Raw genomic sequence first — 19706 nt, 5'->3', positions numbered from 1 at the left:
TGCGATGACGGCGAAGAAGATTCTGATGCTGGTGGGCGACTACGTCGAGGATTACGAAGCGATGGTGCCGTTCCAGGCCTTGAGCATGGTGGGCCATACCGTGCATGCGGTGTGCCCGGAGAAATTGGCGGGGCAGACCGTGCGCACTGCCATCCATGATTTTGAGGGTGAGCAGACCTACAGCGAAAAGCCGGGGCACAACTTTGCCCTGAATTACGACTTCGTGCGGGTGCGGCCCGAGAGTTACGACGCGCTGCTGATCCCGGGTGGCCGTGCGCCGGAGTACCTGCGCCTGGATGAGAAAGTGCTGGAGCTGGTGCGGGCGTTCGACCAGGCCGGCAAGCCGATTGCGGCGGTGTGCCATGGTGCCCAGCTGTTGGCGGCGGCGGGTGTGCTGGAGGGGCGCGAATGCAGCGCGTACCCCGCGTGTGCGCCGGAAGTGCGTCTGGCGGGCGGCACGTTCATCGACATCGCGGTGGACCAGGCCCATGTGGATGGCAACCTGGTGACTGCACCGGCCTGGCCAGCGCACCCGGCATGGCTGGCGGCCTTCCTGAAAGTGCTGGGTACCCGTATCGTCTGACCGGGCCCCTTCGCAGCACAAGGCTGCTCCTACAGGGACCCCACAACACTCAGGTCTTGTGCTGGCCCTGTAGGAGCAGCCTTGTGCTGCGAAGAGGCCGGTACAGGCAATGCAGCTCTCTCAGGCTTAGGCTACTTGCTCAACCCAGTCATTGAGGTTGTAGTAGTTGGTCACCCGGGCAATCTTGCCGCAGTGGATATAGAAAAACGCCCCCGCCGGCAGCACATAGGTCTGCCCGTTGGCTGCCGGCAACCCTTGGTCATCCGCCAGATACTCGCCATGCACGGTGAACTCCGCCGCCGCGCGGCTGCCGTCGGCATTCTGCATCACCACGATATCGGCCAGGCGTTCGCGGTAGCAGCGGTTCATCTTGTCCATGAACGCGGCAAACCGGGCCTTGCCCATTTGCCGCTCGCCCTGGTTGATGTCGTGGATCACGTCCTCGCTCAGCAGGGCGAGAAAGCCCGGCATGTCGCCGGCGTTGAACGCGGCGTAGTAAGCATTTACCAGTTCGGTAGCGGTCATGGAACAGTACCTGTCGTGTAGGGAAAAGGCGGGTCGCTGCCTCGGATGATAGGGTTTCCCTTCAAGCCCGGCTTAGCCGAGCGCGTCATCCACATCGACAAAACGACCGCCACGCATGGAAATACGCCTGTTGCACGGCGCCGCTATCGCGCCATACATCGATGACCTCGCTCGCCTGCGCCTTAGCGTGTTTCGCGAGTTTCCCTACCTGTATGACGGTACCCCGGAGTACGAGGCTGACTACCTGGCCGCCTATGCGCGCTCCGGGCGTAGCCTGGTGGTGCTGGCGCTGGACGATGGCAAAGTGGTAGGCGCTTCCACCGGCCTGCCGCTGGTGGATGTCGCCCCCGAGTTCCAGCAGCCGTTCCTGGCCCAGGGCCGCGACCCGGCCAGCGTGTATTACTTCGGTGAGTCGCTGGTGCTGCCGGAGTACCGTGGCCAGGGCCTGGGCGTGCGCTTCTTCATCGAACGCGAGTCCTATGCGCACAAACTGGCCGAGTTCGATTACTGCGCGTTCTGCGCGGTGGAGCGGCCAGGTGTGCACCCGAGACGGCCGGCAGACTACAAACCTTTGCACGGTTTCTGGCGCAACCGCGGCTTCCTGCATGACCCGTCATTGCGTACCACCTACGCCTGGCGCGACCTGGATGAACAGGAAAGCTCCGACAAGCTGATGTCGTTCTGGCTGAAGGAACTGCCGATATGATCCGCCTGGCGGCCTGCCAGTACGCCATCGAACTGCATGAAACCTGGGACGCCTACGCCGACCACCTGCAGGGCCTGTGCGCCGAGGCCGTGGAGGCGGGCGCAGGCTTGCTGCTGCTGCCGGAATACGCCGGTCTGGTATTGAGCGGCCAACTGAGTGCCGAGCAGCGGGGTGACCTGAAGGCTTCGATTGCCGGCATCCAGCCGTTGATCGAGCCGTGGAGGGCGCTGTGCGAGAGCCTTGCGCGGCGCTGGGGAATCTACCTGCAACCGGGCAGCGTGCCGGTGCTGGACAGCGATGGGCGGTACCGCAACCGTGCCTGGCTGTTCGGCCCCAAGGGTGTGCTGGGTTACCAGGACAAGCTGATGATGACCCGGTTCGAGCGAGAGCAGTGGGACATCGCGGCGGGCCAGGGGCTACAGGTGTTTGACACCGAGTTGGGGCGCCTGGGGATTTTGATCTGTTATGACAACGAATTCCCCATGCTGGCCAGGGGCCTGGCAGAGGCGGGTGCCGACCTGATCCTGGCGCCCAGCTGTACCGATACCGAGGCGGGTTACCACCGGGTACGTATCGGCGCCCAGGCGCGGGCACTGGAGAACCAGATTGCCGTGTTGCAGAGCCCTACGGTGGGGCATGCGCCATGGTCGCCTGCGTTGGACGAGAATATCGGGCGGGCAGGGTTGTTCGTTCCGCCGGATCACGGGATGCCGGGGGATGGAGTGGTGGCGTTGAGCGAGGCACTGAGCCCGGCGAGCAGCCAGTGGCTGGTGTGTGAGGTGGACCTGGAGGAAGTGCGGCGGGTGAGGCGGGAAGGGCAGGTGTTTACCCGCAGGGACTGGCCGGAGCAGTTTGACAGAGTCTTGTGAAAACAGTGGCGCCCGCAAAGCAGGCGCCAATGCTACATCAGGCTTACTTCACTTCGACTGCCAGGCTCTCGGCAATCTTGCTCTGCCACAGGGCAGGGCCAGTGATGTGTACCGATTCACCGTTGCTGTCTACGGCAACGGTAACCGGCATGTCCTTGACGTCGAACTCGTAGATCGCTTCCATGCCCAGTTCGGCGAAGGCCAGGACCTTCGACTTGCGGATGGCCTGGGCCACCAGGTAGGCAGCGCCACCAACGGCCATCAGGTACACGGCCTTGTTGTCCTTGATCGCTTCGATGGCGGTCGGGCCACGCTCGGACTTGCCGATCATGCCCAGCAGGCCGGTCTGCTCAAGGATCTGGCGGGTGAACTTGTCCATGCGGGTAGCGGTGGTCGGGCCGGCAGGGCCTACCACTTCGTCACCGACCGGGTCGACCGGGCCTACGTAGTAGATGAAGCGGCCTTTCAGGTCCACCGGCAGCTCTTCGCCACGGTTGAGCATTTCGACCATGCGCTTGTGCGCGGCATCGCGGCCGGTCAGCATCTTGCCGTTGAGCAGGATGGTTTCGCCCGGTTTCCAGCTGGCGACTTCTTCCGGGGTGATGTCGTCGAGGTTGACGCGGCGGGCACTTGGGCCGGCTTCCCAGACGATTTCCGGGTAGGCGTCCAGCGACGGCGCTTCCAGTTCGGCCGGGCCGGAGCCATCGAGCACGAAGTGGGCGTGACGGGTGGCGGCGCAGTTGGGGATCATGCACACCGGCAGCGACGCGGCGTGGGTCGGGTAGTCCATGATCTTGACGTCGAGCACGGTGGTCAGGCCACCCAGGCCCTGGGCACCGATGCCCAGCTGGTTGACCTTCTCGAACAGCTCCAGGCGGATTTCTTCCAGACGGTTCTGCGGGCCACGGGCTTTCAGCTCGTGGATGTCGATGGATTCCATCAACACTTCCTTGGCCATGACGGCGGCCTTCTCGGCGGTACCGCCGATGCCGATGCCGAGCATGCCAGGCGGGCACCAGCCAGCGCCCATGGTCGGAACGGTCTTCAGCACCCAGTCGACGATCGAGTCGGACGGGTTGAGCATGGCCATCTTCGACTTGTTCTCCGAGCCGCCGCCTTTGGCTGCGACATCGACCTCGACCTTGTCGCCAGGGACGATGGAGTAGTGGATCACTGCCGGGGTGTTGTCCTTGGTGTTCTTGCGGGCACCGGCCGGGTCGGCCAGGATCGAAGCACGCAGCACGTTTTCAGGCAGGTTGTAGGCGCGACGCACACCTTCGTTGATCATGTCGTCGACGCTCAGGGTGGCGCCGTCCCAGCGTACGTCCATGCCCACGCGCACGAACACGGTGACGATACCGGTGTCCTGGCAGATCGGGCGGTGGCCGGTGGCGCACATGCGCGAGTTGATCAGGATCTGGGCGATGGAGTCACGCGCAGCAGGCGACTCTTCACGCAGATAGGCCTCGTGCATGGCCTGGATGAAATCGACGGGGTGGTAGTACGAAATGAATTGCAGGGCGTCGGCGACGCTCTGAATCAGGTCGTCTTGCTTGATCACGGTCATGCAGCGCGCTCCTCTTAAAGACGGGAACATTCATAAAGACGCTCGACGGTGCCGACCAGCATGTCGAAACGCCTTGCAAGGCGCCGGCAGGTCAGGCCGGCGGAAAAAGGCGCGGCAGTATAGCGCGCATCTGTGCCGGGCACACCTTCGGCCGGTCTGGACCATGGTCGGCCGCGGGCAGGCACTGTTCTTGCTGTCTGGCTGAAGAGATAGGATGCTTGACGGGGGCTGGCTTGCCGGCGATTGGGCCGCAAAGCGGCCCCGGCAAGATATAGAGCCAGGAGAGATAGCTGACAATGCCCGAAATATGCGTGGGCGAGCGCCGCTGGGCGGTGCCGACCGGCAGCAACCTGCTCGATGCCTTGAACGAGGCCGGGTTGAATGTGCCCTACAGTTGCCGCGCCGGTAGCTGCCATGCCTGCCTGGTGCATTGCCTGGACGGGCTGCCAGCGGACGCCTTGCCCGAGGCATTGGCGCTGGAGAAACACGCCCAGGGCTGGCGACTGGCTTGCCAGTGTCGGGTAGTAGGTGACCTGCGTGTGGCGGTGTTCGACCCGCAGCAGGATGGCATTCCCGCACAGGTTTGCGCGCTGGACTGGTTCGGTGACGTGCTGCGCCTGCGCCTGCGCCCAGAGCGCGCAGTGCGATATCAGGCGGGCCAGCATGTGGTGTTGTGGAGCGGGGCGGTAGCGCGGCCCTATTCCCTGGCAAGCCTGCCGGGTGAAGACGACTTCCTTGAATTTCATATCGACTGCGAGCGGCCCGGTGCTTTTTGCAGCAAGGCCCGCGGGTTCAAGGTTGGCGACTCGATGCGCTTGGGGGAGCTCAGGGGCGGAGCGTTGCATTACGACCCGGACTGGCAAGGACGACCGCTCTGGTTGCTGGCTGCGGGTACTGGGCTTGCGCCTTTGTGGGGCATTTTGCGCGAGGCGATGCGGCAGGGGCATCAGGGGGAAATCAAGGTGATGCATGTGGCGCATGGCCACGTTCAGCACTACCTGGCTGAGCCGTTGCAGGGGATTGAAGGCGTGAGTGTCGAGCTGGTGCTGGCGGAGCAGTTGGATGAAGCGCTTGCGGCATTGCGGCCGACATCACGGCAGACGGTTGCACTGGTATGTGGCTCGCCGGCGAGCGTGGAGCAGTTTGCACGGCGGCTGTTTATTGCAGGGGTGCCCAGGAACCAGGTGTTTGCCGATGTGTTTGTCGAGCATGCTTGAACAAAAAGGGGCCGCAAAGCGGCCCCCGGGGTAGATCAGCCGACCAGCGGATCACCGACATGCAGGATCTTCATGCCGTTGGTGCCACCGATGGTGTGGTAGCTGTCACCTTTGGTCAGGATCACCCAGTCACCCTGTTCCACCAGGCCGCGCTTGAGCAGTTCGTCGACTGCCGCCTGGCTTACCTTGTCGGCCGGCAGCGAGGCCGGGTCGAAGGCGATCGGGTAGACGCCGCGGAACATCGAGACGCGAGCCTGGGTGGCGCGGTGCGGCGACAGGGCGAAGATCGGCACGTGCGAACGCAGGCGCGACATGATCAGCGGGGTGTAGCCGCTTTCGGTCAGGGCGATGATCGCCTTCACGCCCGGGAAGTGGTTGGCCGTGTACATGGCCGCCAGGGCGATGCTTTCGTCGCAACGCTCGAAGGTGGTGTGCAGGCGGTGGCTGGACTTCTGGTTGGTCGGGTGCTTTTCGGCACCTTGGCAAATCCGCGCCATGGCCTGTACGGCTTCGATCGGGTAGGAACCGGCAGCACTTTCGGCCGACAGCATCACCGCATCGGTGTTGTCCAGCACGGCGTTGGCCACGTCGGACACTTCAGCGCGGGTCGGCATCGGGTTCTGGATCATCGACTCCATCATCTGGGTCGCCACGATCACCGCCTTGTTGTTGCGGCGGGCGTGCTGGATGATCTTTTTCTGGATGCCGATCAGCTCGGCGTCGCCGATTTCCACACCCAGGTCGCCACGGGCAACCATCACCGCGTCGGAGGCGGCGATCAGCTTGTCGAGGGTCTCGTCGTCGGCAACCGCTTCGGCGCGTTCGATCTTGGCCACCAGCCAGGCGCTGCCGCCGGCCTCGTCACGCAGCTTGCGTGCGTATTCCATGTCGCTGGCGTCACGCGGGAAGGAAACGGCCAGGTAGTCCAGGTCCATTTCCGCAGCCAGTTTGATGTCGGCCTTGTCTTTTTCGGTCAGGGCCGGCGCGGTCAGGCCGCCACCTTTACGGTTGATGCCTTTGTGGTCCGACAGCGGGCCACCGATGATCACCACGCAGTGCAGGGCGTCTGCAGTGGCGGTTTCGACGCGCATGACCACACGGCCATCGTCGAGCAGCAGTTCGTCACCGACGCCGCAGTCCTTGACCAGGTCGGGATAGTCGATACCGACGATGTCCTGGTTGCCTTCGGTCAACGGGTGGGCGGTGGAGAAGGTGAACTTGTCACCGATCTTCAATTCGATGCGCTTGTTGGCGAACTTGGCGATGCGGATCTTCGGACCCTGCAGGTCGCCCAGCAGCGCGACATGGCGGCCGTTCTTGGCGGCGATGTCACGGATCAGGCGGGCGCGGGCCTTGTGCTCGTCCGGAGTGCCGTGGGAGAAGTTCAGGCGTGCCACGTCCAGGCCGGCAAGGATCAGTTGCTCGATCACTTCCGGCGAGTTGCTGGCGGGGCCAAGGGTGGCGACGATTTTGGTACGGCGGATGGTCATGCACAGACTCCTATAGTGAAGCGCAGCGAAAGGCTACTCCTGAATCTCGCTGTAGTCATTGTTCCGTTGCACTACCTGCGACCAAGGCAGGGTGGCATTTGAACGGTCGGGGTATCCTTGCAAAAGCCTGTGAAGATTTGTTGGCGTTGGCCGATACACAGGCATCAAAGGAGATCCCCATGCGAGCCCTGATCGTTTTAGCCCTGGCGGCCAGCGCCGTCGGCTGCACCCGCTGGTCCATGGACCACCACCTGAACAATGCCTACCGCGCCTATGATCGTGGCGACTGCGCACGGGTCATGCTGGAACTGTCGCAGGTCGACCGCACCAGCCGTTCGCGGCCGTTCATCCATCCGGAGGTGTCGCTGCTGCGTGGCCAGTGCCTGGAGCGCCAGGCGCTTTACGTGGATGCCGCGCAGACTTACCAGTACCTGATCCAGAAGTACCCGGGCAACGAGTACGCCTATCGTGCCCGGGCGCGCCTGCAGACCCTTGAAAAACTTGGTCATGCCCGTAGCGGCGAAGCGGCTGTGGCCAACCCGGTGACGACCACACCTTGGCGATAACACCAAGGTGTGGTTTATTTCACGAGATTTGCGGCGCGCCCTGCGCTAATCTGTAACTCAGCTGTTACAACAACCGCCAGTACCTTGTATTCCTGGCATCAGGTACGGAATACACTCGCGATCATGTTCAACAAGCGCCACATCGAACGCCATCAACTGCCTTGTGTCCTCAAGGTATTCAACCGTTTTACCGGTCAAGAAATCGGCCAGCTGGGTAATGCCTCCGAGGACGGCCTGATGGTAATCAGCCAGCTGCCTGTGCTGGTAGGGCCCGATTACGAACTGCAATTGCGCTTGCCGCTGGTCGGCGGCGGGCATCAGTTCGTCAACCTGACCGCCAGTTGCCTGTGGTGCCGCGAAGACCAGACGCCCGGGCACTACGATTCGGGCTTCATGCTGTTGCAGGCCCCCCGCGAATTCGACGAGTTCGTGCGCTCACTGCGTGATTATTTCAGTTTCCTTCCTGCCAACGCTTCTGTCTGAGGCTGCGCTAGAATCGGGTCGACCTTGATACAGGAAGACCCCGTGACCTCAAGCATTTTCTGGCACGACTACGAAACCACCGGCATCAACCCGCGTTGCGACCGGCCACTGCAGGTGGCCGGCGTGCGCACCGATTTCGACCTTCACGAAATCGACGAGCCGATCAGCCTTTATTGCCGGCCTTCCGACGACATCCTGCCGCACCCGGCGGCTTGCCTGGTGACAGGCATCACCCCGCAGTTGCTGGCCGAGCAAGGCCTGTGCGAGGCCGAGTTCATGACCCGGGTGCATGCGCAACTGGCGCAGCCGGGTACCTGTGGCGCTGGCTACAACACCCTGCGCTTCGACGATGAAGTGACCCGCTACAGTTTGTACCGTAACTTTTTCGACCCGTATGCCCGGGAGTGGCAGGGCGGCAACAGCCGCTGGGACCTGATCGACATCGTGCGGACCGCCTACGCCTTGCGTCCTGACGGTATTCAATGGCCACAACAGGATGGGCGCACCAGCCTGCGCCTTGAACTGTTGAGCAAGGCCAATGGCATTGACCATGGGCATGCCCACGAGGCGCTTTCCGACGTGCGGGCAACCATTGCCCTGGCCCGTCTGATTCGGCAAAAACAGCCCAAGTTGTATGACTGGCTCTTCCAGTTGCGCAGCAAGCATAAGGTGATGGAACAGATCCGTTTGTTGCAGCCACTGGTGCATATATCCGGGCGCTTTTCGGCGGCGCGTAATTACCTGGGTGTCGTATTGCCATTAGCCTGGCACCCGCGTAATCGCAATGCGCTGATCGTCTGCGACTTGCATCAGGAATCCCTACCGTTACTGAGGGAAAGTGCTGAGGTTCTACGCCAGCGCTTGTATACCCGTCACGATGCGCTGGCCGAGGGTGAATTACCGGTGCCGCTCAAATTGGTGCAGATCAATCGCTGCCCGGTACTGGCGCCATTGTCGGTATTGCGCCCGGCCGATCAACAACGATTGGGCCTGGACTTGACGTTGTTACAATTGCGCGGCGAACAGTTGGCTAATCAACAGGCGCAATGGCAAGACAAGCTGGAGCACATCTACGGCAAGGAAGACTTCGCCCCGAGTGAAGACCCGGAACAGCAGTTGTATGACGGTTTTGTGGGGGACCGAGACCGCCGCTTATGTGAGCAAGTGCGTGCGCTGGAACCCGCGCAGTTGGGCCGTGGCCAGTGGATGTTCGATGACCCGCGTTTACCGGAATTGCTGTTCCGCTATCGGGCGCGCAACTTCCCTGAGACCTTGACCAGCGAAGAACGCCAGCGCTGGTATGGCTTCTGTCAGCAACGACTGAGTGACCCGCAGTGGGGAGCACCCAATACGCTGGGCGACTTCGAGCAGGCGCGTCAGCAAGCCTGGGAAGGCGCTGACGAGGCTGGCCGGCGTGTACTGGAGGCTTGGCAAATGCATGCCCGGCAATTGCAGACACAATTTGCAATTGACTGACAGCGGCGCAAACAAAAACGCCGGCAATGTGCCGGCGTTTTTGTTGCGTTAAGCAAAAGGCAAATGCTGACAATCAGTCCAGCAGGGTTGCCCAGCTCTCAACCACATCACCACCCCAAGTGGCTTTCCACTCTTTCAGGGTCTTGTGGTTGCCGCCTTTGGTTTCGATCACTTCACCGTTGTGCGGGTTTTTGTATTGCTTGACCTTGCGCGCACGTTTGGTGGCAGTAGGTTTGACCGCGCCGCGAGGTGCCTTGCTCAGTTTCGACTCTGGGTCGAGCAGGGCAATCACGTCGCGCAGCGACTTGGAGTACTCGCCCATCAGAGTGCGCAGTTTGCCTTCGAACTCCAGTTCTTTCTTCAGCTTGTCATCCTGCGACAGGTTGGCCAGGCGGGCCTGAAGTTCCTTGATGGCTTCTTCGGTGGCGCGGTACTCGTTGATCAGGGACATGGAGTGTTCCTTTAATGCGTGTTCAGAAATGTGTGGGGCAATAATAGACAGGCCATACTCGCAAGTAAACATGATATTCCGCGATTAACTGTTAATTAAGCTGTGACAACATTTCGCTACGTGAACAAAAATTTACTTACAAACCCTGCATTTCGTCATCTCTGTCAGGCAATGCCTGCGCCGGGTATGCGGGTCGGCATACGCCATCGCCGCTGCGATCAATACTGCGTTTTTTCTGGCGGACCGCTAGAATAGGCGCCTTTGCGAAGTTCTGGAGTCTCATTCATGCGCACCTATCGTCTCGTGATCGCCTGCCCCGACCGTGTAGGCATCGTGGCGAAAGTCAGTAATTTCCTGGCCTTGTACAATGGCTGGATCAACGAAGCCAGCCACCACTCTGATGAGCAGAGCGGTTGGTTCTTCATGCGCCATGAAATCCGTGCCGAATCGCTGCCGTTCGGTATCGAAGCCTTCCGCGAGGCGTTTGCGCCGATCGCCGAAGAGTTCTCCATGACCTGGCGCATTACCGACTCGGCGCAGAAAAAGCGTGTGGTACTGATGGCCAGCCGTGAGTCGCACTGCCTGGCCGACCTGCTGCATCGCTGGCACACCGATGAACTGGATTGCGAGATCCCTTGCGTGATTTCCAACCACGACGACCTGCGCAGCATGGTCGAGTGGCATGGCATTCCGTTCTTCCATGTACCGGTCGACCCCAAGGACAAGGCACCGGCCTTTGCCGAAGTGTCGCGCCTGGTCCAGGAGCACGCCGCCGATGTGGTGGTGCTGGCCCGTTACATGCAGATCCTGCCGCCGCAACTGTGCCGGGACTTTGCTGAAAAGGTGATCAACATCCACCACAGCTTCCTGCCGTCGTTCGTCGGCGCCAAGCCTTACCACCAGGCCTCCCTGCGTGGGGTGAAACTGATCGGCGCGACCTGCCACTACGTCACCGAAGAGCTCGACGCCGGCCCGATCATCGAGCAGGACGTGGTGCGTGTCAGCCATGCCGACAGCATCGAGGACATGGTCCGCTTTGGCCGTGATGTGGAGAAGATGGTGCTGGCCCGTGGCCTGCGTTATCACCTGGAAGACCGGGTGCTGGTGCATGGCAACAAGACTGTCGTTTTCGATTGATGATGCAGGGGGCGCAAAGCGCCCCCGGCAATCTTGAAAGGAACACTGATGGCCAAACAACGCAACACCCCTACCGCCTCACCACCTCCCACTCTCGGCGAAGGTTGCCTGGCCCGCTACGACCCCGAAGCCCTGGATGACACCGACGGCACCGACTTCCCCGGCGCTGCCGAACTCTGGCAACAGCTCAACCCGCCTGACGCCGCCAGCGCTCCAGCAACGGACGCGCCAGCAGGCACACGAACACCGGGCCGCCTGCCAGCAGATAAAAGTAGTAAGTAACCGCCCGCCATATCAGGATCGCCGCCGCTGCGGTAGAACTGCCCACCCATGGCGTCAGCAGGCTGGCCGAAGTCAGCTCGGCGGCACCGGCGCCCCCTGGCAGCAGGCTGAACTGGCCGGCACTGAGCGACAGCATCTGCACCAGAAAGCTGGGGATCCATGCCAGGTCCACCCCCAACCCCCTCAATACCAGATACAAAACGCTGTAGCGCAGGCCCCAGTGTAGGCAGGTCAAGGTGAACACCAGGCTTAACGTGCGCTTGGGCAACTGCCAGGTCTGCGCCAGCGCGTGCATGAAGTGCAACAGCTTGCGTGCCCAGCGTCGTTTGCGCTGCTGGCTCATGCCCAGGCGCCGCAGCAGCCTGCCGTTCAAGCGCATGACCTGGCGGCGATAGCGCAGCAGCCCGGCCACCCCGGCCAGTGCTGTGCACAGTAGCAGCGCACTGCCCAGCAACATGCTTTCCTGGCTGCGGCCCAGGCTGTGGAACAGTGCGTAACCGGCTATCGCCAGCATTGCGCAGAAGAAAAACACCAGGTCGTTCAACTGGTCCATGGCGAATACAGCGCCGCTGCGTGCCGGGCTGATGCGGTCACGCGCCAGCAGGGCCATGAGGGTCAAGGGCCCGCCGCTGCCGCCGGGGGTGGTGCAGATGGCAAATTCGGTGGCCATGACCACGCCCAGGCTGCGCAGTGGCCCAAGCCTGGCACCTTGCTGGCCGAGCAACAGGCGCAAGCGAATGGCGTTGATCGCCCAGCACAGCAGGATCATGCCCAGCAGAGTGAGCATCAGCACAGGGTCGAAGCGTTGCAGCCTCGGCAGCAGCTCGCTGCCACCGAGCAGGATCGGCACCAGCAATGCCGCGAGCAGTGCCAGGCCCAGCCAGGCCAGGCGGTTCATGCGCTGGCCTGGCGGTCCAGCCAGGCCGATTTGGTCAGTGGCTCGCGGCCTTGAGCCAGCAGGCTGCGCAAGGTGTTCAGCCAGTATTCACGGGAGGTGCGGTGGCGCATGTCCACCGGGTGCAAGCCCAGGCGCAGTGTCTCGGCATCGCGCCAACGGCGGCATTGCCAGTCGCACAACACCCTTGAAAGCCCTCGGCGCCAGGCGCTGCGGGCACTCCACACCAGCCCCGGGGCTTCGATCGCGGTGAAGTCCGGTAAGCGGTACAGGTGCTGTGGCGTGCTGGTGTAACGCAGCGGCAGGCGGCGCAAGGCCTGGCGGGTGCCCTCGCTCATCAGCCAGGCTGGCGCGACAAAGCCGGCCACAGGCCACCCCTGCTGGTGGAACATTGCCAGGCCGCGCTCCAGCCGTTGCAGGGCCTGCTGCTGGTCGAGGCCGTAGAACTCACCTTCGTGGGTATAGATACGGCGCATGAAGTAGTCGCCGGGCGTGCGGGGCGGCGGGCCGTTGTCGGCATGGTAATAGCCGTGCAAGGCCAGTTCGTCGCCCTGACCCAGGCGCCGGTCAAGCAAGCGGCAGAAGGTGGGAGAACGCAGCAGCAGGTTGCGCTGGTGGAAGTCCGGCACCACAAGCCAGGTCATCGGGACGCCGCCGAGGCTGTCGACGGCTTCGACGAAGGGTTGGTAGTCCGGCCAGGTCTCGGGCGCAACATCATGCAGCACCAGCATCAGGCTACGTGACGCCGGCCGTGCCTCAACCATGAGCGCGCACCTGCGGCGGGTGGCCGAGCACGGCCTGATAGTGTTGCAGCAGGCCGCAGACCACGTTGTCCCATGAATAGTGCTGCTCCACGTGGCGGCGAGCCTGCGCCCCGAGTGAGCGTACGCCGGCCTCGAACGCTTCGCGCACGGCCGCTGCCATGGCCTGGCCATCGTTGGGGCGGCACAGGCGCCCGCACTGTTCGTTGACGATTTCGCCGAAGGCGCCGGCGCGCACGGCCACCACGGGGGTGGCGCTGGCCATCGCTTCGAGGATGACCAGGCCGAAGGTTTCCTGGTCTCCGGCGTGCACCAGCAGGTCGGCGCTGGCCAGCAGCCGGGCAACTTCCGGGGCCGGGCAGAAGTGGTCGATCACGCTGACGTTGCGCGGCACGTTGGCCGGCATGTTCGAACCCACCAGCAGCAGGTGGTAGGGGGCACCCAGCTGCTTCATGCAGTCGAGCAGCACCGGCAGGTTCTTTTCCCGCGAGCCGCGGCCGGCATAGATCAGCAAACGGCTGGTGTCGGCAATGCCCAGTTCTGCGCGCAGGTGCGGGTCGCGCTGGCCGGGGTTGAAGGTGGCCAGGTCCACGCCCAGGCGCTGCACATGCACATCGCGAACGCCCAGGCGGCGCAATTTGTCGGCCATTACCTGGCTGGGCGCGAGCACCCGGTCGAAATTGCCGTACAGCTTGCTGACATAGGCCTCGACATTGGGCGTGAACCAGTTGCCCATACGGTTGCTGACCAGCAACGGCAGGTCGGAATGGTAGAAGCCGATCACCGGCACATCCAGTTGACGCCGTGCCTCCAGCGCTGCCCAGGCGGTCAGGTAGGGGTCGCCGACTTCGATCAGGTCGGGCTTGAGCCGTCGCAGTTCACTGCACCAGGGGGCCAGGCGTACCGGGAAGCGGTAACCCTTGCCGAATGGCAGAGGCGGGGCGGGCACTTGATAGATGCCATCGGCGTGCTGTGCACTGGCACCGGGGATCAGCAGGCTGTGGCGTACGCCGTGCATGGCGTCAAGGCGGCGGTGTTTGGCATCAAGATAGGTACGTACGCCGCCGCTGGCCGGGGCGTAGAACATGGTGATGTCGGCGATGTGCACGATCAGCATCCCTCCGGGATCATCTTCGGTCTGTCATTCGGCGGTAACTGCCGGCGATGACGCGCCTAAAGGTGGACCTTTCAGAAGGATAGTTTGTTCGATCGGTTTGAGGAGAGGGGGAGTTCGGAATCCTTGTAGGAGCAGCCTTGTGCTGCGAAGAGGCCGGTGAAGGCAACATGGCAGTACTGCCTGTACTGGCCTCTTCGCAACACAAGGTTGCTCCTGCAGAGGAGGGTGTAGCTCCGGTCAGATGCGGAAACTGCCCACCAGTTGCTTCAGGCGGCCGGCCTGCTGCTCAAGGTCCGAGCAGGCGCGCAGGGTGGCTTGCAGGTTCTCCACGCCTTCCTGGTTGAGCATGTTGATCTCGTTGATGTCCATGTTGATCGCCTCGACCACGGCGGTCTGCTCTTCGGTGGCGGTGGCCACCGACTGGTTCATGCCGTCGATCTCGCTGATGCGCACGGTAACGCTGTCCAGCCGCTCACCGGCCTGGTTGGCGATCTGCACGCTGTCCTGGCTGTGGCGCTGGCTCTGGTCCATGGTCTCGACCGACGCGCGGGCGCCAACCTGCAGCTCTTCGATCATGGTCTGCACTTGCTGCGCCGATTCCTGGGTGCGGTGCGCCAGGTTGCGCACTTCATCGGCCACCACCGCAAAACCACGGCCGGCTTCACCGGCACGGGCCGCTTCGATGGCGGCGTTCAGCGCCAGCAGGTTGGTTTGCTGGGAAATGCTGGTGATCACTTCGAGGATCTGGCCAATGTTGACGGTCTTGTTGTTCAGCGTCTCGATGTGCCCGCTGGAACTGACGATCAGGTCGGACAGGCGGTTCATCGCCGCAATGTTGCGCTCGACCACCTGTTGCCCCTCTTCGGCCAGCAGGCGAGCCGAACTGGCATGTTGCGACGCTTGGGCGGCGTTGCCCGCGATTTCCTGTGCGGCGGCGCCCAGTTCGTTGATGGCGGCCGCCACGCTGTTGGTCCGGTTGGACTGCTCGTCAGAGTTGGTCATCGACGAGTTCGAGGCGCTGATGACACGCAGGGCTACTTCGTTGACTTGTTCGGTGGCCGAGGACACCTCGCTGATCGAGCTGTGAATGCGCTCGACGAAACGGTTGAAGGCGGTGCCCAGGATGCCGAACTCGTCGTGGTTGTGAATGCGCAGGCGTTTGGTCAGGTCGCCTTCACCTTCGGCGATGTCTTCCATGGCGCGGGTCATGGTGTGCAGCGGCTGCATCAGCACGTTTATCAGCAGCCCGAGCAGGCCGATGATGATCACCACCGCCACTACCGTGGCGATCACCGCCGAGGTGCGGAAGGTGCTGAGCATCGAGAAGGCCTTGTCCTTGTCCACCGACAGGCCGATGTACCAGTTGGCCGAAGGCAGGCCGGTGATCGGGGTGAAGGTCAGCAGGCGGGCCTGGCCATCGCTTTGCACTTCGGTCAGCTCACCGGTCAGTTTTGGCGTGTGCTGCGGGAACAGGTCCGACAGCGACTTCATCACCAGGTCTTTGTCAGGGTGCACCAGGACCTTGCCCTGGTCGTTGACCAGGAAGGCGTAGCCCATGCCGCCGAAGTTCAGCGAGTTGATGATCTGCACCAGGCCATCCAGGGCCAGGTCGCCACCGACCACGCCGACACTGCTGGAAACCTTGCTGAGGATGCCAATGACCATCTTGTTGGTGGTCATGTCGATGTACGGTTCGGTCAGTGTCGCGCCGGCGGCACTCATGCCGTCCTTGTACCAGGGGCGCGTGCGCGGGTCGTAGCCATCGGGCATTTTTGCGTCCGGGCGTACGCTGAAACCGCCGTCCACCTTGCCCAGGTAAACGGTGAGGAAGCTGGAAATGAGCGCGTTCTGGGCCATCAGGGTTTCGGCGTTGGTGGGGTCCTGGGCAATGTTCTGTGCCAGGTTTTCCACCAGCTTGATTCGGCCGTCGAACAGGTTGCGGATGTTGGTCGAAGTGGAGGCGCCCATTTCAGCCAGATAGTTTTCCAGGTCCTCGCGGATCGCATTACGCTGGAGGTAATCGTTGTAGAGCGTGAAAAGGCTGAAGGCGAGTATCACGATCAATGATGCTGCCAAAAGAATCTTGTGGCTGAAACGAAGGCTTTTGTTCATGGCGTAATCGGTTCCGCTAAGGTGTTATATCAGGCGTTCGCACGGGTGGAGCCGCAAAGCAGTGCAACATCCCGAAAAGTCCCTTTTCGGTTGTTCCTCTCTAATTAAGGCGAATATCACCCAAAGGTATCGGCCGAATTAAGGTAAAGCTTGAGCAGAGGATTACAGAGATGTCGGAAACATCGACCATAGTTGTAGGTGCTGGCCCGGATGGCCAGCCAGTCGGGCAAGCGATGCGGCTGGCCAACCGCCATGGCCTGGTGGCGGGCGCGACGGGCACCGGCAAGACCGTGACCTTGCAGCACTTGGCGGAAGTGTTCAGCGACGCAGGGGTTGCCGTATTCGCGGCCGATGTCAAAGGTGACTTGTGTGGCCTGGGTGCCGCTGGCACACCACAGGGCAAGGTGGCCGAGCGAATCGCCGGTATGCCTTGGCTCGGGCACACGCCCCAGGCCTACCCGGTAAGCCTGTGGGACATCGCCGGGCAGTCCGGCCACCCGCTGCGCACTACCCTCAGTGAAATGGGGCCGTTGCTGCTGGGCAACCTCCTGGAGCTGACCGACAGCCAGCAGGCGGCGCTGTATGCGGCCTTCAAGGTTGCCGACCGAGAGGGCCTGTTACTGCTGGACCTCAAGGACCTCAAGGCGCTGCTGGCGCACCTGAAGGACAACCCGCAATTGCTGGGTGAAGACAGTGCACTGATGACCACGGCCTCTACCCAGGCCTTGTTGCGGCGGCTGGCGACCCTGGAGCAGCAGGGCGCCGAGGCGCTGTTTGGCGAGCCGGCATTGCAGCTTGAAGACCTGCTGCGGCCGGGCTCGGATGGCCGTGGGCGCATCCACCTGCTCGACGCCAGCCGGCTGGTGCATGAGGCACCCAAGGTGTACGCAACCTTCCTGCTGTGGCTGCTGGCCGAGCTATTCGAGCAATTGCCCGAGCGTGGAGATGCCGACAAGCCGGTACTGGCCTTGTTCTTCGATGAAGCGCACTTGCTGTTCAACGGTACGCCCAAGGCGCTGCAGGACCGCCTGGAGCAGGTGGTGCGGCTGATCCGCTCCAAGGGCGTGGGGGTGTACTTCGTCACCCAGTCACCGGGTGACTTGCCGGATGCGGTGCTGGCCCAGTTGGGGTTGCGCATTCAGCATGGCCTGCGGGCCTTTACCGCCAAGGAGCAAAAGTCGCTGAGGGCAGTGGCCGATGGCTTTCGCCCGAACCCCGCGTTCGAAACCCTGGCGGTGCTGACCGAGCTGGGGATTGGCGAGGCGTTGGTGGGGACACTGGAAGAGAAGGGTACGCCTGCCATGGTGCAGCGGGTGCTGATTGCACCGCCGCAGTCGCGTATCGGGCCGCTGAGTGCGGCCGAGCGCAGTGCGCTGATTGCCGCTTCGCCGCTGGCGGGGCGCTATGACAAGCCGGTGGACCGTGAGTCGGCCTATGAAATGCTGACCCAGCGCAAGGGCGAGGCGGTGGAGCCAGCCCCGCAGCCAAAGGCGGATGAGGAGAGCTTTGCCGACAAGGCCGGTGACTTCCTGCAGAGTGCGGCGGGGCAGGCTATCAAGTCGGCTGTGCGCCAAGCCGCCAACCAGTTGGGGCGGCAACTGGTGCGCGGGTTGATGGGGTCGTTGCTGGGGGGCAAGAAAAGGTAGTTTGCTTGTACCGGCCCTATCGCCGGCAAGCCAGCTCCCACAGGGATCTCGTTGCCCGTGTGGGAGCGGGTTTACCCGCGAAGAGGCCGGTGCAGAAAAGCACAAATGAAAAAGGCGCCCCAAGGCGCCTTTATACTGAGAGCAGTGTCACTCAGCCAATGGCTTTGGATGCCAGCCAGAACAGGCCGGCGGCCAGGCCCATCGAGGCCGGCAGGGTCAGGATCCAGGCCAGCAGGATGGTCTTCACCGTGCCGCCTTGCAGGCCGCTCTTGTTGGCGACCATGGTGCCGGCCACGCCTGACGACAGCACGTGGGTGGTCGATACCGGCAGGGCGAACACGTTGGCCATGCCGATGGCGCAGGCCGCGGTGATCTGTGCCGACATGCCCTGGGCATAGGTCATGCCCTGCTTGCCGATCTTCTCGCCAACGGTAAGTACCACACGCTTCCAGCCAACCATGGTGCCCAGGCCCAAGGCCAGGGCGACGGCCACGATCACCCAGAACGGTGCGTATTCGGTGGTGGCGGTCAGGTCTTTGCGCAGTTTTTCCAGGTCGGCCTTTTCACGGGCGTCGAGGCCTGGCAGCTTGCCAACCTTCTTCGCGGTGTCATCCAGGCACAGCAGATAGCGACGCACTTCAACGCGCTTGTCGGTATCCAGGCTGTGGTAGTCGGTCACGCCCTGAAGCGAGGACTGCAGCGCGGCGATGGTCGGCTCGGTCTGCTGCGGGTTGCAGCTGAACTGCTCCGGCAGGTCGTTGGACTTGGCCTTGCCCAGTGCCAGGAACTCGCCAAGGGTGGCGGCGTTGCGCTGGTAGAACTGGCTCATGTGCAGGGTAGCGTCGCGGGTACGCTCGATCTGGTAGGTGGTGCTGTTCAGGTCGAGGACGAACTTGGCCGGGACGATACCGATCAGCACCAGCATGATCAGGCCGATGCCTTTCTGACCGTCGTTGGAACCGTGCACGAAGCTCACGCCCATGGCCGAAACCACAAGTACCATGCGGTTCCAGAATGGCGGGTGCTTCTTGTCGTCGAGCTTGCGGCGCTGGTCGGGGGTCTTGTGCATCTTCGACAGCGGGCGCCACCACTTAAGGCCGATCAGCACCAGGGCTGCGACGGCGAAGCCGGCCATTGGCGAAACCACCAGCGACATCGCGATGTCGATCGCCTTCTGCCAGTTGACGCCATCGGCCAGCGGGATGTCGTTGATCAGGGCGTTGGCCAGGCCGACACCGAGAATGGAGCCGATCAGCGTGTGCGAACTGGAGGCGGGGATACCAAAGTACCAGGTGCCCAGGTTCCAGGTGATGGCCGCAGCCAGCAACGAGAAGACCATGGCCAGGCCGTGTCCGGTGTTCACATTGATCAGCAGCTCTACCGGCAGCAGGTGCACGATGGCATAGGCCACCCCGACACCGCCGAGCAGAACGCCAAGGAAGTTGAACACGCCGGAGAAGAACACGGCGAGGTGCGGCGGCATGGCTTTGGTGTAGATGACGGTAGCTACCGCGTTGGCGGTGTCATGAAAGCCATTGATGAACTCGAAGGCGAGTACGAAGGTCAAGGCGAGCAGCAGGCTCACCAACACCCAGGCATCCAGTCCGCTGAATAAATCGATCATGAAGGTTGTCTGGCGGGTATAGGGGGGCGGGATTATGCCAGAAAACCTTGGCAATCGATGCACCTGCTACAGACCGATGGCAATCTTCATGGGGTGAGCGCACGGTGCACGTAGGGGCGCTGAGGCAGGGAAATATCGGCTAAAAAGCGCAAAGCGTGGCTAAATCAGGCAGAAAAACGAAGAAATGGCCGATTCGCCA

Annotated in this window: 17 protein-coding genes and 2 pseudogenes; 9 read left to right on the top strand and 10 right to left on the bottom strand. The window is 62.6% G+C overall.

Annotation, left to right across the window (positions count from 1 at the left end):
• Nucleotides 1-4: 4 nt before the first annotated feature.
• The gene (locus tag SB765_RS09430; protein WP_016498099.1) at nucleotides 5-583 is read left to right on the top strand and encodes a DJ-1/PfpI family protein; all 579 of its coding nucleotides are present in this window, start codon (nucleotides 5-7) and stop codon (nucleotides 581-583) included.
• Between the two features lie 126 nt (nucleotides 584-709).
• On the opposite strand, the gene SB765_RS09425 is transcribed toward SB765_RS09430, so the two are convergent.
• Entirely contained in the window at nucleotides 710-1108 is a 399-nt protein-coding gene (locus tag SB765_RS09425) for a nuclear transport factor 2 family protein (RefSeq protein ID WP_016498100.1), read from the bottom strand.
• A gap of 115 nt (nucleotides 1109-1223) precedes the next feature.
• On the opposite strand from SB765_RS09425, the gene SB765_RS09420 reads away from it, so the two are divergent.
• Both SB765_RS09420 and SB765_RS09415 read left to right on the top strand, forming a co-directional pair.
• A complete protein-coding gene (locus tag SB765_RS09420; protein ID WP_016498101.1) occupies nucleotides 1224-1814 on the top strand; it encodes a GNAT family N-acetyltransferase in 591 nt (196 codons plus the stop codon).
• The gene (locus tag SB765_RS09415) at nucleotides 1811-2683 is read left to right on the top strand and encodes a carbon-nitrogen hydrolase family protein (RefSeq protein WP_410931234.1); all 873 of its coding nucleotides are present in this window, start codon (nucleotides 1811-1813) and stop codon (nucleotides 2681-2683) included. Before SB765_RS09420 ends, SB765_RS09415 begins: the two co-directional genes overlap by 4 nt.
• Nucleotides 2684-2726: 43 nt before the next feature.
• Here the strand turns inward: SB765_RS09415 and SB765_RS09410 are convergent, their stop codons facing one another.
• On the bottom strand, nucleotides 2727-4250 hold the full coding sequence (locus SB765_RS09410; RefSeq protein WP_016498103.1) for a fumarate hydratase: 1524 nt from the start codon (nucleotides 4248-4250) through the stop codon (nucleotides 2727-2729).
• A gap of 296 nt (nucleotides 4251-4546) precedes the next feature.
• On the opposite strand from SB765_RS09410, the gene SB765_RS09405 reads away from it, so the two are divergent.
• The gene (locus tag SB765_RS09405; RefSeq protein WP_063422274.1) at nucleotides 4547-5467 is read left to right on the top strand and encodes an iron-sulfur-binding ferredoxin reductase; all 921 of its coding nucleotides are present in this window, start codon (nucleotides 4547-4549) and stop codon (nucleotides 5465-5467) included.
• Nucleotides 5468-5502: 35 nt separating this feature from the next.
• On the opposite strand, the gene pyk is transcribed toward SB765_RS09405, so the two are convergent.
• A complete protein-coding gene (gene pyk / locus SB765_RS09400) occupies nucleotides 5503-6957 on the bottom strand; it encodes a pyruvate kinase (RefSeq protein WP_016498105.1) in 1455 nt (484 codons plus the stop codon).
• 179 nt (nucleotides 6958-7136) lie between these two features.
• Between pyk and SB765_RS09395 the strand changes: the two genes are divergently transcribed.
• The 3 genes from SB765_RS09395 (at nucleotide 7137) to sbcB (ending at nucleotide 9482) form a co-directional block, all read left to right on the top strand.
• Nucleotides 7137-7523, top strand: a complete 387-nt coding sequence (locus SB765_RS09395; RefSeq protein ID WP_016498106.1) for a tetratricopeptide repeat protein — start codon at nucleotides 7137-7139, stop codon at nucleotides 7521-7523.
• A 123-nt stretch (nucleotides 7524-7646) separates the two neighbouring features.
• Nucleotides 7647-8006, top strand: coding sequence for a PilZ domain-containing protein (locus SB765_RS09390; RefSeq protein WP_016498107.1), 360 nt, complete (start codon nucleotides 7647-7649; stop codon nucleotides 8004-8006).
• 42 nt (nucleotides 8007-8048) lie between these two features.
• Nucleotides 8049-9482, top strand: a complete 1434-nt coding sequence (gene sbcB / locus SB765_RS09385; RefSeq protein ID WP_341796684.1) for an exodeoxyribonuclease I — start codon at nucleotides 8049-8051, stop codon at nucleotides 9480-9482.
• A gap of 73 nt (nucleotides 9483-9555) precedes the next feature.
• Here sbcB and mvaT read toward each other — a convergent pair whose 3' ends face one another.
• Complete coding sequence (gene mvaT, locus SB765_RS09380; RefSeq protein WP_016498109.1) at nucleotides 9556-9933, bottom strand: histone-like nucleoid-structuring protein MvaT; 378 nt, start codon at nucleotides 9931-9933, stop codon at nucleotides 9556-9558.
• A gap of 285 nt (nucleotides 9934-10218) precedes the next feature.
• On the opposite strand from mvaT, the gene purU reads away from it, so the two are divergent.
• The gene (gene purU / locus SB765_RS09375; protein ID WP_063422272.1) at nucleotides 10219-11070 is read left to right on the top strand and encodes a formyltetrahydrofolate deformylase; all 852 of its coding nucleotides are present in this window, start codon (nucleotides 10219-10221) and stop codon (nucleotides 11068-11070) included.
• A gap of 187 nt (nucleotides 11071-11257) precedes the next feature.
• Here purU and SB765_RS09370 read toward each other — a convergent pair whose 3' ends face one another.
• From SB765_RS09370 to SB765_RS09350, 5 genes and pseudogenes are all read right to left on the bottom strand, one after another.
• Nucleotides 11258-12250 (bottom strand): lysylphosphatidylglycerol synthase transmembrane domain-containing protein, encoded by a 993-nt coding sequence (locus tag SB765_RS09370; protein WP_016498112.1) that lies wholly within the window; start codon nucleotides 12248-12250, stop codon nucleotides 11258-11260.
• Entirely contained in the window at nucleotides 12247-13011 is a 765-nt protein-coding gene (locus SB765_RS09365) for a DUF2334 domain-containing protein (protein WP_410910916.1), read from the bottom strand. Before SB765_RS09365 ends, SB765_RS09370 begins: the two co-directional genes overlap by 4 nt.
• Nucleotides 13004-14125 carry a glycosyltransferase family 4 protein gene (locus SB765_RS09360; RefSeq protein ID WP_341796681.1) on the bottom strand — a complete coding sequence of 374 codons (1122 nt, stop codon included), beginning with the start codon at nucleotides 14123-14125 and terminating at the stop codon, nucleotides 13004-13006. The genes SB765_RS09365 and SB765_RS09360 overlap by 8 nt, the downstream gene beginning before the upstream one ends.
• Before the next feature lie 237 nt (nucleotides 14126-14362).
• Nucleotides 14363-14959, bottom strand: a pseudogene (locus SB765_RS09355) (methyl-accepting chemotaxis protein); the annotation flags it as partial.
• A gap of 261 nt (nucleotides 14960-15220) precedes the next feature.
• A pseudogene (locus SB765_RS09350) lies at nucleotides 15221-16237 on the bottom strand (cache domain-containing protein); the annotation flags it as partial.
• A 170-nt stretch (nucleotides 16238-16407) separates the two neighbouring features.
• On the opposite strand from SB765_RS09350, the gene SB765_RS09345 reads away from it, so the two are divergent.
• Entirely contained in the window at nucleotides 16408-17883 is a 1476-nt protein-coding gene (locus tag SB765_RS09345; RefSeq protein ID WP_341796679.1) for a helicase HerA-like domain-containing protein, read from the top strand.
• A 151-nt stretch (nucleotides 17884-18034) separates the two neighbouring features.
• On the opposite strand, the gene SB765_RS09340 is transcribed toward SB765_RS09345, so the two are convergent.
• Nucleotides 18035-19507, bottom strand: a complete 1473-nt coding sequence (locus tag SB765_RS09340) for an inorganic phosphate transporter (RefSeq protein ID WP_341796678.1) — start codon at nucleotides 19505-19507, stop codon at nucleotides 18035-18037.
• Nucleotides 19508-19706 lie beyond the last annotated feature (199 nt).

The organism is Pseudomonas sp. SIMBA_067 (genome assembly GCF_046534675.1).
Classification (GTDB): domain Bacteria; phylum Pseudomonadota; class Gammaproteobacteria; order Pseudomonadales; family Pseudomonadaceae; genus Aquipseudomonas; species Aquipseudomonas putida.
This window is presented reverse-complemented; position numbering and strand designations above follow the sequence as displayed.